13 protein-coding genes are annotated in these 15,341 nt (G+C 69.6%); 3 read left to right on the top strand and 10 right to left on the bottom strand.

Annotation, left to right across the window (positions count from 1 at the left end):
* Positions 1–5: 5 nt before the first annotated feature.
* From ftsW to ACXDF8_RS05455, 10 genes are all read right to left on the bottom strand, one after another.
* Positions 6–1,559, bottom strand: a complete 1,554-nt coding sequence (gene ftsW / locus ACXDF8_RS05500) for a putative lipid II flippase FtsW (protein ID WP_457222373.1) — start codon at positions 1,557–1,559, stop codon at positions 6–8.
* A 118-nt stretch (positions 1,560–1,677) separates the two neighbouring features.
* On the bottom strand, positions 1,678–3,141 hold the full coding sequence (murD, locus tag ACXDF8_RS05495; protein ID WP_457222235.1) for a UDP-N-acetylmuramoyl-L-alanine--D-glutamate ligase: 1,464 nt from the start codon (positions 3,139–3,141) through the stop codon (positions 1,678–1,680).
* Positions 3,125–4,204, bottom strand: a complete 1,080-nt coding sequence (gene mraY / locus ACXDF8_RS05490; protein ID WP_457222234.1) for a phospho-N-acetylmuramoyl-pentapeptide-transferase — start codon at positions 4,202–4,204, stop codon at positions 3,125–3,127. The genes murD and mraY overlap by 17 nt, the downstream gene beginning before the upstream one ends.
* Positions 4,201–5,703 carry a UDP-N-acetylmuramoyl-tripeptide--D-alanyl-D-alanine ligase gene (locus tag ACXDF8_RS05485; RefSeq protein WP_457222233.1) on the bottom strand — a complete coding sequence of 501 codons (1,503 nt, stop codon included), beginning with the start codon at positions 5,701–5,703 and terminating at the stop codon, positions 4,201–4,203. Before ACXDF8_RS05485 ends, mraY begins: the two co-directional genes overlap by 4 nt.
* Positions 5,700–7,244, bottom strand: a complete 1,545-nt coding sequence (locus ACXDF8_RS05480) for a UDP-N-acetylmuramoyl-L-alanyl-D-glutamate--2,6-diaminopimelate ligase (RefSeq protein ID WP_457222232.1) — start codon at positions 7,242–7,244, stop codon at positions 5,700–5,702. Before ACXDF8_RS05480 ends, ACXDF8_RS05485 begins: the two co-directional genes overlap by 4 nt.
* 37 nt (positions 7,245–7,281) lie before the next feature.
* A complete protein-coding gene (locus ACXDF8_RS05475; RefSeq protein ID WP_457222231.1) occupies positions 7,282–9,261 on the bottom strand; it encodes a peptidoglycan D,D-transpeptidase FtsI family protein in 1,980 nt (659 codons plus the stop codon).
* On the bottom strand, positions 9,258–10,325 hold the full coding sequence (locus tag ACXDF8_RS05470; protein WP_457222230.1) for a cell division protein FtsL: 1,068 nt from the start codon (positions 10,323–10,325) through the stop codon (positions 9,258–9,260). The genes ACXDF8_RS05475 and ACXDF8_RS05470 overlap by 4 nt, the downstream gene beginning before the upstream one ends.
* Positions 10,325–11,479: a 16S rRNA (cytosine(1402)-N(4))-methyltransferase RsmH gene (gene rsmH, locus ACXDF8_RS05465; RefSeq protein WP_457222229.1), complete on the bottom strand. Its 1,155-nt coding sequence runs from the start codon at positions 11,477–11,479 to the stop codon at positions 10,325–10,327. The genes ACXDF8_RS05470 and rsmH overlap by 1 nt, the downstream gene beginning before the upstream one ends.
* Positions 11,454–11,885 carry a division/cell wall cluster transcriptional repressor MraZ gene (gene mraZ, locus ACXDF8_RS05460; protein ID WP_078018931.1) on the bottom strand — a complete coding sequence of 144 codons (432 nt, stop codon included), beginning with the start codon at positions 11,883–11,885 and terminating at the stop codon, positions 11,454–11,456. The genes rsmH and mraZ overlap by 26 nt, the downstream gene beginning before the upstream one ends.
* A 265-nt stretch (positions 11,886–12,150) precedes the next feature.
* Positions 12,151–12,555, bottom strand: a complete 405-nt coding sequence (locus ACXDF8_RS05455; RefSeq protein WP_457222228.1) for an SCO2097 family morphological protein — start codon at positions 12,553–12,555, stop codon at positions 12,151–12,153.
* A 284-nt stretch (positions 12,556–12,839) separates the two neighbouring features.
* Between ACXDF8_RS05455 and ACXDF8_RS05450 the strand changes: the two genes are divergently transcribed.
* The 3 genes from ACXDF8_RS05450 to idsA2 all read left to right on the top strand — a co-directional run bounded on the left by ACXDF8_RS05450 (position 12,840) and on the right by idsA2 (position 15,338).
* Positions 12,840–13,439: a GNAT family N-acetyltransferase gene (locus ACXDF8_RS05450; protein WP_457222372.1), complete on the top strand. Its 600-nt coding sequence runs from the start codon at positions 12,840–12,842 to the stop codon at positions 13,437–13,439.
* 25 nt (positions 13,440–13,464) lie between these two features.
* Positions 13,465–14,151, top strand: coding sequence for an LppM family (lipo)protein (locus ACXDF8_RS05445; RefSeq protein WP_457222227.1), 687 nt, complete (start codon positions 13,465–13,467; stop codon positions 14,149–14,151).
* A 128-nt stretch (positions 14,152–14,279) separates the two neighbouring features.
* A complete protein-coding gene (gene idsA2 / locus ACXDF8_RS05440) occupies positions 14,280–15,338 on the top strand; it encodes a bifunctional (2E,6E)-farnesyl/geranyl diphosphate synthase (RefSeq protein WP_457222371.1) in 1,059 nt (352 codons plus the stop codon).
* Positions 15,339–15,341 lie beyond the last annotated feature (3 nt).

Raw genomic sequence — 15,341 nt, 5'->3', positions numbered from 1 at the left:
GACACTCACCCGTAACGCTGACCTTCCAAAGCGCGGGACCGCCGCGGACGGCCGCTTCCCTGATTCCCCTGCTGCTGCGCGCCGCGAAGCGCGGCGTCACCATGATGCCCTGAGCGCCGGGTGGGTCGCTCGGGCGTCCTGGTTTTGCGGGGTGCGGCGGCACGCTCGCGGGTGGGCTGCGGGGCGCGCACAGCCTTCTTCGCCGGCCGCGCGGGTTTGGCGGCTTTGGCCGGTTTGGCGGGTTTGGCCGGTTTGTCGTTGTTCGGCTTGGACCGCAACCGGTCGCGCAGCGCCTCGACCCGCGACGGCACGTAGGGCTCCGGAAGTGGCAACCGCAGCAGCCTGTTCATCCGATCGTCGCGCCCGGCGCGCAGCGCAGCCACCGCCTCGGGCTCGTGGCGGGCCGCGTTGGCCATCAGCCCGATCATGAACAGTGTTGTCGCCGTTGATGTTCCACCCGCCGAGATAAGCGGGAGCTGAATGCCGGTGACGGGCAACAGCCCGATGACGTAGCCGACGTTGATGAACACCTGGCCGATGACCCACATGGTCGCCGTTGCGGTCAGCAGGCGCAGGAAGGGATCGGCCGAGCGGCGGGCGATCCGCATGCCGGTATAGGCGAACAGTCCGAACAGAGCCAGCAACCCGAAGGCACCGACGAATCCGAGTTCCTCGCCGATGATCGCGAAGATGAAGTCGTTGTGGGCGTTGGGCAGGTAGTTCCACTTCGCGGTGCCCTGGCCCAGGCCGTCACCGAACACGCCGCCGTTGGCCAGCGCGAACTTGGCCTGCCGGGCCTGATAGCCCGATCCCTGGGCGTCGGCACTGGGGTCGAGCCAGGACCGCACCCGGTCGGAGCGGTACCCCTCCGAGACGGCCAGGACGGCCGCGGCGGCCACTGCCGCCAACAGTGAACTTGCGAAGACCTTCAGCGGCAGGCCCGCGTACCAGAGCAGGGCGAGCAGGATGATGCCGAGCGACACGGTCTGGCCGAGGTCCGGCTGGGCCACGATCAGCGCCAGCGCGATCACCGCCGCGGGCAACAGCGGAACCAGCATTTCGCGCAACGACGCGCGTTCCAGCCGCCGAGTGGCCAGCAGGTGCGCGCCCCAGATGGCGAACGCGATCTTGGTCAGCTCGGAGGGCTGCATCGACAACCCGGCGACGACGAACCACCCACGCGAACCGTTGGATTCGTGGCCGATGCCCGGGATGAGGACCAGCACCAGCAACACGATCGTGATCGCGAAGGCGGAGAAAGCGGTGCGCCGCAGAAAACTCACCGGGAGTCGCAGGGCGACCCAGCACCCGACCAACCCCACCAGGGTCCACATCACCTGCCGGCCGAAGATCGCCCACGGTGAGCCGTCCTCGTCGTAGGAGTGCACACCCGATGCCGAGAGCACCATGATCAGTCCGAGGCTCACCAACAGCGCGGCCACCGAGACGATCAGGTGGAACGACGTCATCGGCCGGCCCAGCCAGCTGCCGAACTTGTTGCGGACCTCGAACCGGTACTTGATGGGGGCGGTGGCCGCCTCCTCGGCGGTGTCAGTCACCTCGGCGGTGTCAGCCGCCTCGGTGGTGTCGGTGACCTCGGTGGTGTCGGTGACCTCGGTATCGGTTGGATCGACAGTCTGTGCGGCGCCGCGACGGCGCAGCCTGATGCCCACCGTGCTACCGCGCCGCGGCGAGCACGGCGGCGGCGAAGCAATCACCGCGGTCGGCGTACCCGGCGAACTGGTCGAACGATGCCCCGGCCGGAGCCAGCAACACCGTGTCCCCGGTCCGAGCAAGGCTGGCGGCAGCCGCGACGACCTCGGTCATCACCTGCGCACCCAGGCCGGGACCGGACGCGTCGACTACTCGAGTCTCATGAGTAACAACTGTCTCATTGGTCCCATGCACCACAGCATCCTCCCGCGTCACCACCTCGATGACCGGGACATCGGGCGCGTGTCGCGATAACGCCTTGGCAACCACCGCACGGTCGCGGCCGATGAGCACCGCCCCGACCAGGCGGTCGGCCACCCGGCCGATCATCTCGTCGACCGACGCCCCTTTGAGCAGGCCGCCGGCCAGCCACACCACCCGCGGGTAGGCCAGCACCGACGCCTGTGCCGCATGGGGATTGGTCGCCTTGGAGTCGTCGACGTAGGCCACCCCGTCTATCGTCCCGACGTGTTCGGCGCGATGGCGCCCCACCCGGAATCCGGCTAGTGCGGTTGCGATCGACGCGGGGGCGACGCCGACCGCTCTCGCCAGGGCGGCCGCGCCCAGAGCGTCCAGGATGCCGACCGGGCCGGCCACCGGTATCGAGGCGGCCGCGACCAGTTCCTCGTCGTCGGCGAAGGCGCGGTCGATCAGCATGCCGTCGCGCACACCCAGCTCACCGGCGGCGGGCTCGCCGAGCCGGAAGCCCACCTTGACCGGCGCGGCGCAGGTGGCCAACAACGCGGCCGCCGGCGGATCGTCGAGGCCGACGACGGCTACCCGGCCGGTCAGGGCGGCGGCTTTCGCCGCGGTGTAGGCAGCGAGGCTGCCGTGCCAGTCGAGGTGGTCTTCGGCGATGTTGAGGACCGCCCCGGCCTCGGGACGCAGCGACGGCGCCCAGAACAGCTGGAAGCTCGACAGTTCGACCGCCAGCACATCGGCCGGCTGGGCCAGGACGTCCAGGACCGGCTTGCCGATGTTTCCGCACAACAGCGCACTTCGGCCGTCGGCGACCAGCATGGCGTGCAGCATCGAGGTCGTCGTGGTCTTGCCGTTGGTCCCGGTGACCACCACCCAGCGCCGCGGCGGGCCGTAGTGCCCGGCGGCATCGAGTCGCCAGGCCAGTTCGACGTCGCCCCAGATCGGGATGCCGGCGGCGGCCGCGGCCGCCAACACCGGTGCGCTGGGCGGGAAGCCGGGGCTGGTCACCACCAAGGTGAAATCGGCGATACGGGCGACCGCTTCGGCCGGGTCGACGATCTCGATGCCGTTGGCGGCGAAGGCTTTCAGCGCATCGGCGTTGTCGTCGCAGACGACGATGTGGACGTGCAGGCGCGCCAGCGCGGCGACCACGGCACGCCCGGTGATGCCCGCGCCGGTCACCAGCACCAGCGTGCCCGGGATCAGCGGGTCAGTCTCCGATGGCACTGAGCCACTCGCCGTAGAACAGCGCCACCCCCAGCCCGCAGGCGATCGCGGTGAGCAACCAGAACCGGATGATCACTGTCGTCTCGGCCCATCCGACCAGCTCGAAGTGGTGGTGGAACGGCGCCATCCGGAACACCCGTCGCCCGGTGGTGCGAAACGCCAGGATCTGGACGACCACCGAGGTGACCTCGGCGACGAACAGGGCGCCGAGCACCACCGCGAGCACCTCGGTGCGACTGGTTACCGACAGCCCGGCAATGATTCCGCCCAGCGCCAGTGATCCGGTGTCGCCCATGAAGATCTTGGCCGGTGCGGCGTTCCACCACAGGAAGCCGATGCACGCACCGGCCGCGGCGGCCGCGACCAGGGCCAGGTCCAGCGGGTCGCGCACGTTGTAGCACCCGAGCCCCGGTGCCGTCGCGCAGGCATTGCGGTACTGCCAGAACGTGATAAGCACGTAGGCCGCACTGACCATGGCCATGCTGCCGCCGGCCAGACCGTCGAGGCCGTCGGTGAAATTCACCGCGTTCGACCAGGCGCTCACCACGACGACGACGAACAGCACGAACAGCGCAGGAGTGAGGGTGACGGTGGCGATCTCGCGCACGTAGGACAGCTCGGGACTGCCCGGCGTCAGCCCGTCGGCGTTGCGGAACTGCAGCACCAGGATGCCGAACAGGACGGCGGCGGTGATCTGGCCGACGGTCTTGGCGGTCTTGTTCAACCCGAGGTTGCGCGAGCGGCGGATCTTGATCAGGTCGTCGACGAAGCCGACCGCCCCCAGCGCGGTGGCCAGCCCCAGGACCAGCAGCCCCGAAGCCGACGGGCCGTCCCCGTCGAGCGCCAGGCCCACCAGGTGGGTGCCGAAGTAACCGGCCCAGATGCCGGCGATGATCGCCACCCCGCCCATCGAGGGGGTGCCGCGCTTGGTCTTGTGGCTCGGCGGGCCGTCCTCGCGGATCTCGTGACCCAGGCCCTGCCGGGTGAACAGCCGGACCAGCACCGGGGTGAGCAGGATCGACACCGCCAGCGAGATCCCGACGGCGATGAGGATCAACCTCATGACTGCGCGCCGTCCGGGCTGTCCAGCAGGGCTTCGGCCAACTTGGCCAGGCCGGCCGAGTTGGACGCTTTGACCAGGACGACGTCACCGGGCGCCAGCTCGGCGCGCAGCAGTTCCAGCGCCGCGTCGGCGTCGTCGACCATGGTGGACTCCGAACCCCAGGATCCCTCCATGACCGCCCCGTGGTGCATGGCGCTCATGGGCCTCCCAGTTCCGACTACGACAAGACGACTGATATCTAAGCGCACGGCCAGCCGGCCGACACGATCATGCTCGGTTATCGACTCCTCACCCAACTCGCCCATCTCGCCGAGGACCGCCCAGCTGCGGCGCCGGGCCGGCTGCCCGTCCTGCCCGCGCGCCATCACCGCCAGCGCCCGCAGACCGGCCCGCATCGAGTCGGGATTGGCGTTGTAGGCGTCGTTGATGACGGTGACTCCGTCGGCGCGGTTGTGGACCTCCATCCGGTGCCGCGACGCCGGGGCGGCAGCGGCCAGCGCGTCGGCGATCTGTTGCAGGCTTGCGCCGCACTCGATGGCGACCGCGGCCGCCGACAGCGCATTGCTCACCTGATGTTCACCGTGCACGGCGAGCTGGACCGCGGCCGAACCGGCCTCGGTCACCAGCGCGAAGCGTGGGCGCGCCAGCTCATCGAGTTCGACGTCCTCGGCGCGCACGTCGGCGGTCTCGGACTGCCCGACCCGGACCACCCGTGCGGCGGTCTTGTCCGCCATGGCGGCCACCAACGGGTCGTCGACGTTGAGGATGACCACTCCGGATGACGGAACTGCTTGTACCAGTTCGGATTTGGTCTCGGCAATGATATCCCGTGAGCCGAACTCGCCGAGGTGGGCGGTGCCCACGTTGAGGACGGCCGCGATCGACGGCGGGGCGATCGCCGCCAGCGCCGCGATGTTGCCGCGGTGTCGGGCCGACATCTCCAGCACTAGGTAGTCGGTGTCCTCGCCGGCACGCAACACCGTCCACGGGTGGCCGAGTTCGTTGTTGAACGAACCCGGCGGCGCCACCACCTCGCCGAGCGGGCGCAGCACCGCGGCGATCAGATCCTTAGTGGACGTCTTGCCCGAGGAGCCGGTGATCCCGATGATCCGCAGCCCGCCGTCGACCAGTTCGGCGGCCACCGCGGCCGCGAGTTTGGCCAGGGCAGCCAGCACCGCGGCCCCGGATCCATCGACGTCGTGCTCCAGCACGCTTGCTCCGGCATCCGCGGCCGCCACCGGCGGCACCACGATGGCCGGCACGCCGACCGGGCGCGCGGCGAGCACCGCCGCGGCCCCGGCCTCGGCGGCGGCTTGCGCGAAATCGTGACCGTCGGACCGTGCCCCGGGCAGCGCGAGGAACAGTCCGCCCGCGGTGACGGCGCGTGAGTCGAATTCGACGGTGCCGGTGACGGTGCGCCGGGCGGCTTCGTCCGGGCTGATGTCGGCGATCCGGCCGCCGACGATCTCGGCGATCCGGGCGATGGTCAGCGCAATCATGATTCCGCCCCGAGTGACTCCAGGGCCAGCGCCAACTCCGCGCGGTCGTCGAACGGGCGGGTCTGGCCACCCGCGGTCTGGCCGCTCTCGTGTCCCTTGCCGGCGATAACGACGACGTCGCCGCGGCGGGCCCACGCCACGGCCTGCCGGATGGCAGCCCGTCGGTCGCCGATCTCGACTACCTCGGCGGCGCCGCGGGCCTGCGTGGCGCCGGCGAGGATGGCGGCCCGGATCGCGGCCGGTTCCTCGTCGCGCGGATTGTCGTCAGTGACCACGACCAGGTCGGCGAGTTCGGCCGCGACGCGCCCCATCGGTTCACGTTTGCCCGGATCGCGGTTGCCGCCGGCCCCGAACACCACCGCCAGCCGGGCGTCGGGGCGCCGCAGAGTTTCCAGGACCGCCTGTAGCGCACCGGGTTTGTGGGCGTAGTCGACGACGGCGAGGAAATCCTGGCCCCGCTCGACGGGTTCCAGCCGGCCAGGGACCGACGCGTCCCGCAGTCCCGGTGCGGCCTGTTCGGGCGACACCCCCACGGCGTCCAGCAGGGCCAGCGCCAGCAACGCGTTGGCGACGTTGTACCGGCCCGGTAGGCGGATACGCAGGCGGTGGTGCACACCGACCGGGTCGACGGCGGTGAAGTCCTGTCCCCCGCTGTCGAGAACCGCGATGTGCTCGGCGCGCCAGTCCGCCGGGTGGCCGTCGACGCTGACCGTCACCGCGTCGGCGGCGCGGCGCGCCATATCGCGGCCGGCATCGTCGTCGACGCAGATGACCGAGATGTCGGCGTGCTGCGGTGAGACCGGGTCGAACAACCGGGCCTTTGCCTCGAAGTACGCCGCCATCGTCGGGTGGAAGTCCAGATGATCGCGGGAGAGGTTGGTGAATCCGCCGGCGGCGAATCGGATTCCGTCCACCCGGCCGAGTTCCAGGGCATGGCTGGAGACCTCCATCACCGCGGTGTCGACGCCACGCTCGGCCATCACCGCCAGCAATGCCTGCAGTGCAGGGGCCTCCGGTGTGGTCAGCGCACTCGGCACGTCCGCGCCGGCGATACGGACCCCCACAGTGCCGATCAGGCCCGGAACCCGCCCGGCCGAGTGCAGCCCGGCTTCGATCAGGTGGGTGGTGGTGGTCTTTCCCGATGTCCCGGTGACGCCGAGGACCACCACCCGGTCCGAGGGGTGGCCGTAGACCGCCGAAGCCAGCATGCCCAGCACCGCGCGGGGCTGCGGGTGCACCAGCACCGGGATGGACGGGTGTTCCCCGAGCAGGCGCCGGATCGCGGCTACCCCGTCGGCATCGGTGAGCACCGCGACGGCGCCGCCCTCGACAGCCGTGGCGACGTATTCCGCACCGTGCGCAGACGAACCCGGCAGGGCGGCGAACAGGTCGCCCGGCTGCACGTCCTGCCCGCGCAGGGTCACCCCGGTGATCCGGACATCGGGGGCCGCGCCGCCGGCAGCGGGCACCGCACCGACACGGGCGGCCAGCGTCGGCAACCTCAGACCCGGTGTCGTGCGGGGGCGCAAGGGGTTGGTCATCGGGTTGCCACCCTACCGAGCGGACGCGGCGCGCCGCCTATGTGGCCTGCAGGATCAGCGGGGCGCCGGGGTCCGGCGACAGCGGAACATTCTCCCGTTGCAGCAGCCACGCGGCGATGTTGTGGAACAGCGGAGCGGCCGACGAGCCGGGCGAGCCATCGGCAGCACGGTGCGGGGCGTCCATCATGATGCCGATGACGTAGCGGGGGTCGTCAGCCGGCGCCATGCCGGCGAAGGTGATCCAGTAGACGTCGCTGTAGTAACAGCCGCAGGCGGGGTTGATCTGCTGGGCGGTTCCGGTCTTGCCCGCGATCTGATAACCCTCGACAGCGGCGGCCGGCCCGGTGCCCTGCTGGTATCCCATCGGGTCGCGTTGGACGATGGCGCGGAACATGTTCCGCACGGTGCGGGCGGTGTCCGCGGAGACCACCCGGATGCCGGCCGGACGCGGCTCTTCGGTCCGGGTGCCGTCAGGGGCGATGGTGGCCTTGACGATGCGTGGCGGGATCCGCACCCCGTCGTTGGCGATGGTCTGGTAGATGCCGGACATCTGCAGCAGCGTCATCGAAAGACCCTGTCCGATGGGCAGGTTGGAGAAGGTGCTGCCCGACCACTGGTCGATCGGCGGGACCAGACCCGAGCTCTCCCCCGGCAGCCCGACTCCCGTGCGCTGACCCAAGCCGAACTTGCCGAGCATGTCGTAGTAGCGCTCCGGCCCGATCCGCTGGGCCAGCATCAGCGTGCCGACGTTGGACGACTTACCGAACACGCCGGTGGTGGTATACGGCATCACCCCGTGGTTCCAGGCGTCGTTGACGGTGACGCCACCCATGTTGATCGAGCCGGGAACCTGCAAAACCTCGTCGGGGTTGGACAGTCCGTACTCGATCACCGAGGACGCGGTGATGATCTTGTTGACCGAGCCCGGTTCGTAAGGCGAGGTCACCGACAGGTTGCCCATCTGTTTGTCGGACTGACGGCCGATGTCCTGACTCGGATCGAACGTGTTGTCGTTCGACATGGCCAGCACCTCACCGGTTTTCGCGTCCAGCACCACTGCGGAGACATCCTTGGCGCCGGAGGCGTCCTTGGCCAGCTGAACCTGCTGCTGGACGTAGAACTGGATGTCGTCGTCGAGGGTGAGCTGCACGGTGGAGCCGTTGACCGCGTCGTGCTTGTTGCGGTAGCTGCCGGGGATCACCACGCCATCGGAGCCGCGGTCGTATGTGATGGAGCCGTCGGTGCCCGACAGCACGGAGTCCATCGAATCCTCCAGGCCCAGCAGGCCGTGGCCGTCCCAGTCGATGCCGCCGACGATGTTGGCCGCCAGTGAACCACCCGGATACTGGCGCAGGTCCTGGCGTTCGGCACCGACCTCGGGGAACTTCTTGGTGATCGCCGAGGCCATCGCCGGGTCGACGGCGCGGGCCAGGTAGACGAAGGTCTCGTTGCTACGCAGTTTCTTCAGCAGCGTCGCGGCGTCCGGCTTGTTGTTGAGCTTTGCTGCCACCTCGGTCGCGATCTGGGTCAGGCGCTTATCGGGGTCGGGGGCCGACGGCGATTTCTCCTTGGCCTCGGCCAGCTGCTTGCGGACCTTGGTCGGCTGGAAGGTCAGTGCCCGAGCTTCGATGGTGAAGGCCAGCTTGTCGAAATTGCGGTCGACGATGCTGCCGCGCACCGCCTTTTCGACGTCGGTGACCTTGAGCTGGCCGGCCGCCTCGGCCCGCAGGCCGGCAGCCCGCGGGACCTGCAGGTTGAACAGCTGGGCCGCGGCCACGATCAACGCGAGGAAGATGACGACATTGCCTGTACGGTGTCGGAAAGCGAATGATGCTGTGCGCCTGCCAGTCTCGGCCATCTCGCGGATACGGCGGGCCTTGGCGGAGCGACCGGGGCCGGCGTCGGGCTGGGTCTTGGCCACCTTGGTGATCTTGCCAGCCTTGACGGGCTTCGCCGTGGCGGCGCGCTGACGGCGTGATTTGTCGGGACGCGATGCCGACCTGTCACCGCGGCTCACTGCGCCCCGCCGACGGGTGCCGCGACCGGCGCGGCTGGGGGTGCGTCAGGCGCCGGAGCGGCGGGGGCCGGTGGGACATCTGCCGCCGGCGGCGGCACCACTGGCGCAGCGTCGACCGGGCCGGGTAGCGCGACCGGGCCGGGTAGCGCGACCGGGCCGGGCAGCGCCGGCGTGAGAGCTTGATCGGTGCTCAGTGGCACCGCTGCGGGCAGGGGCACGGTGCTCTGCGGGACCAACCGCACCGGAATCTCCGGTGAGCTGCCCGGCTTGGGGGCCGGAGCCGGCGGTGCGGCCGGCGGGGCCGGTACCGGCGGCTTGTCGTCGGGCAGCTTGTTGTTCAGCGGAGGCGGCGGCGCACCCTCGGCCGGCTTGGGCTTACCCACCACGACCCAGTTGCCCGACGCGTCCTGAACCAGGTGGGCGGTGTCCTTGGAGGGGATCATGCCGAGGTTGCGGGCGGCCTCGGCCAGCGCCGGTGCCGATTCCGCTTCGAGCACATCGCGTTCGAGCGCTTCCTTCTGCTGGGAGAGCGCCTCGTTCGTCGAACGCGCCGCACCCAGCTGGTAGGACCGCTGCGCGGCGTCGGTGGACAGCCACAAGGTCATGGCCAGCCCCAGACCGAGCGCCCCGATGACCAGGACCACGAACGGGACCCGCGCCATCAGTGTCTGGGGACGCAGGTCGACCGTGATCAGCCGCGCGATCAACCGCTCCCGCAACGGCGGACGAACAACCTTGGGGGCCTTGGCCTTCCGCGCCTTTGCCCGGGCCTTTGCCTGACTGGCGCTGGTCGGGCGCGCCTGACGTTCCGCGGGCCGCGGCGCCGGTGCGGTCTGCGGCCCCTGCCGCAGCCCGCGTGGCTCGTGCGGGCGCCGGGCAGATCCCGCCGCACGCGAACGTCCACCGCGCGCGGGAGCCTCTTTGGCGCCGCCGCGGCGCGGTGCCGCGGTGCGGGCCTTGCGCTTCACCTCACCCTTCTGGGCAGTGTTCTTGGCGGTGTTCTTGGTGGTGTTCTTGGCGTCCTCGCGATCCCCCGCGCCGGCAGCCTTGCGCCCGACCTTCATCAGTTCTTCCCTCCCGGATTGCCAGGTGCCGTACGTTGCAGGGCTCGCAACCGGACGGGTGCACTGCGCGGATTGCGTTCGATCTCGTCGGCGTCAGCTCGTTCGGCGCCGCGGGTGATCGCGGTGAATTCCGGCTCGTAGCCGGGCAGTTCGACGGGCAGACCTGCCGGCGAGCGGGAGGCGGTCGCCGCGGCGAAGGTGGTCTTGACGATGCGGTCCTCGAGCGACTGGTAGGCCATCACCGCGATGCGTCCACCCTGCCGAAGTGCGGCCAGCGCCCCGGGCAACGCCGCGCTGAGCGAATCCAGCTCCGCGTTGACCGCGATCCGCAGCGCCTGGAATGTCCGCTTGGCGGGATGGCCACCGGTGCGCCGGGCCGGCGCCGGCACGGCCCGGTAGATGATCTCGACGAGCTCACCGGTGGTGGAAAGTGGGGCGCGGTCCCGCTGCTCGACCACGAAGCCGGCGATCCGGTGGGCGAACTTCTCCTCACCGAAGCGCCGCAGGATATCGGTGATCTCGGCTCGGCTGTAGGTGTTGAGAATCTCCGCCGCCGTGAGCGGGGCGTCAGTGTCCATCCGCATGTCCAGCGGCGCGTCCTTGGAGTAGGAGAAGCCGCGTTCGGGTTGGTCGAGTTGCATCGAGGAGACACCCAGATCGAAGAGCACACCGTCGACGGAGTCGGTCACCGATAGGCCAGCGTCGGAGAGCGCGTCGGCGATGCCGTCGTAACGGGTGTGCACCAACGTGATGCGATCGGCGAACGGGGCCAGCCGGGCTCCGGCGATGGCCAGTGCGCCGGGGTCGCGATCCAGTCCGATCAGGTGGAGCGCGGGGAAATCGGTCAGGAAGCGCTCGGCGTGACCGCCAGCGCCCAAGGTGGCGTCGACAAGCACGGCGTCCGGTCGAGCCAGGGCCGGGGCGAGGATCTCGACGCAGCGGTCCAGCAGGACGGGAACGTGTCCGTGCTCTGATGCCTGAGCCACGACGGCGCCTCCCGGGAAATAAGGGTGCGACCCTGCATCGAGGTCCCTGTCCGAGAGCGCGAACCTGGCGTTGGGGAAGTACGTCAGGGTCGGTTCGGGCAGAGACCACGATGCACGGGCGACCTCCGGCTGGGCGGCCAGGTCAAATGATGTCGCTGAGTGCTTCATCGCTGGCCGCGGAGAAGTTCTCTTCGTGGGTCTCCTGGTATTCCTGCCAGGCCTGGGCATCCCAGATCTCGAGGAAGTCGACCGCTCCGATCACCACGCATTCCTTGGAAAGGTTGGCGTAGCGGCGGTGGTCCGCGGACAAGGTGATCCGACCTTGGGAGTCGGGGTGCTGCTCGTCGGTGCCGGCTGCCAGGTTGCGCAGGAATGCCCGCGCCTCCGGATTGCTGCGCGAGGTCTGCGACGCCCGCCGGGCCAGCTGTTCGAACTCCGCGCGCGGGTAGACGGCAAGGCTGTGGTCTTGGCTCTTGGTGACCATCAACCCTCCTGCCAGTGCGTCGCGGAACTTAGCGGGCAGCGTGAGCCGCCCTTTGTCGTCGAGCTTGGGCGTGTAGGTGCCGAGGAACACGGCTGCACCTCCTACGCCCCGGAGCTGTCCTTCGCTCCGTTAGCCGCCACAGTACCCCACAATCCCCCACTTTGCTCCACATAACGGATGCATTTCGGGCATGTTCCGCCACTTTCCGCCACCAGCGGGCGATCAGGCAGCCAAAAAACACCACGGCAGGGCGCAACGGCGCAGGTCAAGACGCAGTGGGGCAACGTGGGGAGAAGGGGGGACAAACAAAAAACGGGGCAGCCGAATGGCTACCCCGTGTGGGAGGAACGTGCGCTCACTCGTCGAAACGACGCCGGAAGCGATCCTCCATGCGACTGGTGAACGATCCGCCGCCACCCTTGGCGCGGCGCTGCCGAGGTCCGGCCGACGGCGGCCCGGACCGGTCCCGGCCGCCGGCCACCCGTGGGCCGGTGATCGCGAACACGACGCCGCCGAACATCACCACGAAGCCCACCACCGACAGGATCGGGAAACTCCCGATCATCGTCGCCTTGAACGCCACACCGGCGACCAACATGGCCAGGCCGATCACGAACAGGCCTGCGCCCTGCAGTCGCCTGCGGGTCGATGGAGTCCGCAGGGTCCCGCCGCGCACACTCGACGCGAACTTGGGATCCTCGGCGTAGAGAGCGCTCTCGATCTGGTCGAGCATGCGCTGCTCATGATCGGAGAGTGGCATTCGTCCCTCCTTGCCGACACGGCGGGTCACGATTCCGATAAAAGTTGGCTGCCCAGCAATTACAGGGCGACTAACCAAATGATACGAGCTGAAGGTGCGCCGTACCACCTAGTTGGTCCACCCGATTGTAGCCGTGTCCAGGGGTTGTTCCGTTCGCCCCGGCACGACGTCAGGTGCGCGTCATCACAGCGCGCCGGTGGGCCTACTCCGGCCGCACCGATAATGGCGGTGGACGCGTGAGGCGACCCATGACCGATCCACCGACGGAGAAGGACACCGAGGCGTTGTCGACATTCCTCATCGACCTGTCGCCCAGCGACATGCAGCAGCGCCTGCTCGACGCCCTGTCGGTGTACGTCGACGCGATGCGCTACCCCCGCGGCACGGAGAGCCAGCGGGCCGCCATGTGGCTCGAACACACCCGCCGCCACGGCTGGAAGGCCGTCGCCGCGGTGGAAACCCTCACCCATGCCGGTGAGCAGGCCACCGACGACCAGCTGCGGTCGGGTCAACTGCTCGGCATCGCCTACGGCTATTGCGGCGCACCCGACCAGTGGTGGCAACAGCAGGTGGTGTCCGGGCTGCACCGCATCGGCATGCCCGCCGACGAAATCGGCCGACTGATGAGCAGCTACTTCGAGCTGACCGAATTGCACATCCATCCCGAGGCGCAGGGCCGGGGGCTCGGCGAAGCGCTGGCCCGACGGCTGCTGGCCGGCCGCACCGAAGCCCACGTACTGCTGTCCACCCCGGAGATCAGCGGCGAGGCGAATCGGGCCTGGCGGCTCTACCGGCGGCTGGGCTTCACCGACGTCATCCGCGGCTACCACTTCGCCGGCGACCCGCGGGCGTTCGCAATCCTCGGCCGCAGCCTGCCGCTCTGACTGCGGGTCTGGCACGATACCCCTCGTGCGCAACCGACCCCGCCGCCTGCGCCTGCGCGCGCTGGCATTGCTGCTGCTCCTCGTGGTGCCGCTGGCAGCCGGATGCGTCCGTGTGCACGCCTCGATCACGGTGTCCCCCGACGACCAGGTCTCCGGCCAGATCATCGCCGCCACCAAAGCCCGCGACGACGCCGACACCGGCCCGCAGTTCGACCTCAACGTTCCGTTCAGCCAGAAGGTCTCGGTGTCGAAGTACGACTCCGACGGGTACGTCGGCTCCGAGGCGGTCTTCTCCAACCTGACCTTCGCCGAACTGCCCCAACTTGCCGACCTCAACCGCGACGCGGCCGGCGTGGACATCTCGTTGCGGCGCGCCGGCGACCTGGTGATCTTGGAGGGCCGCGTCGACCTGACCAGCGTCACCGACAACGACGCCGACGTGCAGTTCACCGTGTCGTTCCCCGGCGAGGTCACCTCCACCAACGGCGATCGGGTGGACACCGACGTCGTCGAGTGGAAACTCAAGCCCGGCGTCGTCTCGACGATGAGCGCGCAGGCCCGCTACACCGACCCGAGCACCCGCTCGTTCACCGGCGCGGCGCTGTGGCTGGGCCTGGCGGCGCTCGTGGTCGCCGGCGTCATCGGCACCCTGGCCTGGGTCAGCCGGGATCGCTCACCACGGTTCGCCGCAGCCGACACACCGCAGGAATAAGGGCAGCACTCGGTGGGGGCAATCGAGCCCCGACGCTCTACTCTGGGTGCACCCACTTCAGGGCAGGGTCGCACACAGAAAGGGGCGTCGCGCTGAGCGTCGAGGCAACAGCTCCGTCAGCCGTCCAGCTGGCCAGCGCCGTCACCGATCACCTGCGGGGCTATCTCGCCGACCGGCGAGCCCAGGCCGCCTACATCGGCACCGACTACGACGGCCTCATCGCCGCCCTCGAGGACTTCGTGCTCCGCGGCGGCAAACGGCTGCGCCCGGCGTTCGCCTACTGGGGCTATCGCGCCGTGACCGCCGAGCCCGACGCCCCCGTGGACGACGGGATCTTCCTGCTGATCTCGGCACTGGAACTGCTGCAGGCCTGCGCGTTGGTGCACGACGACGTCATCGACGACTCCGACACCCGCCGCGGCATGCCGACAGCGCACGTCCACTTCGGCGAACTGCACCGCAGCCAGAGCTGGCGGGGTTCCTCGGCACAGTTCGGCCGCTCGACGGCGATCCTGCTCGGTGACCTCGCGCTGGCATGGGCCGACGACGTCGTCGCCACCGCCGATCTCCCCCGCGACGGACAGCTGCGTGTGCAGCGGGTGTGGTCCGATATCCGCACCGAGGTGCTCGGCGGGCAGTATCTGGACATCGTCGCCGAGGCCAGTGGCGCCGAGTCGATCGCGTCGGCGATGAACGTCAACAAATTCAAGACCGCGTCCTACACGGTGTCACGTCCGCTGCAGCTGGGCGCCGCCGCCGCGGCGGACCGTCCTGACATTCAACGGCTTTTTCACGAGGTGGGCACCGACCTCGGCGTGGCGTTCCAGTTGCGCGACGACGTCCTGGGCGTGTTCGGTGATCCGGCGGTGACCGGCAAACCGTCCGGGGACGACCTGCGGGCCGGCAAGCGCACCGTTCTGCTGGCCGAGGCCGTCGAGCGGGCCGCCGCATCCGATCCGGCCGGTGCCGAACTGCTCCGCACGGGCATCGGCACCGAATTGTCCGACACCCAGGTCCACCAGCTGTGCGACGTGATCGAATCGGTGGGCGCACTGGCCGCGGTGGAGGCTCGCATCGAGTCGCTGACCAGCGGCGCGCTGAGCGTCCTGGCGAATGCGCCGATCAACGCGCCGGCGAAGACGGGCCTGGCCGAACTCGCCAGATTGGCCGCCAACCGGTCGGCTTAGGCG

Source organism: Mycolicibacterium sp. CBM1 (genome assembly GCF_054073305.1).
The sequence above is the reverse complement of the archived record's forward strand: the minus strand, read 5'-3'. Positions and strand labels throughout refer to the sequence as shown.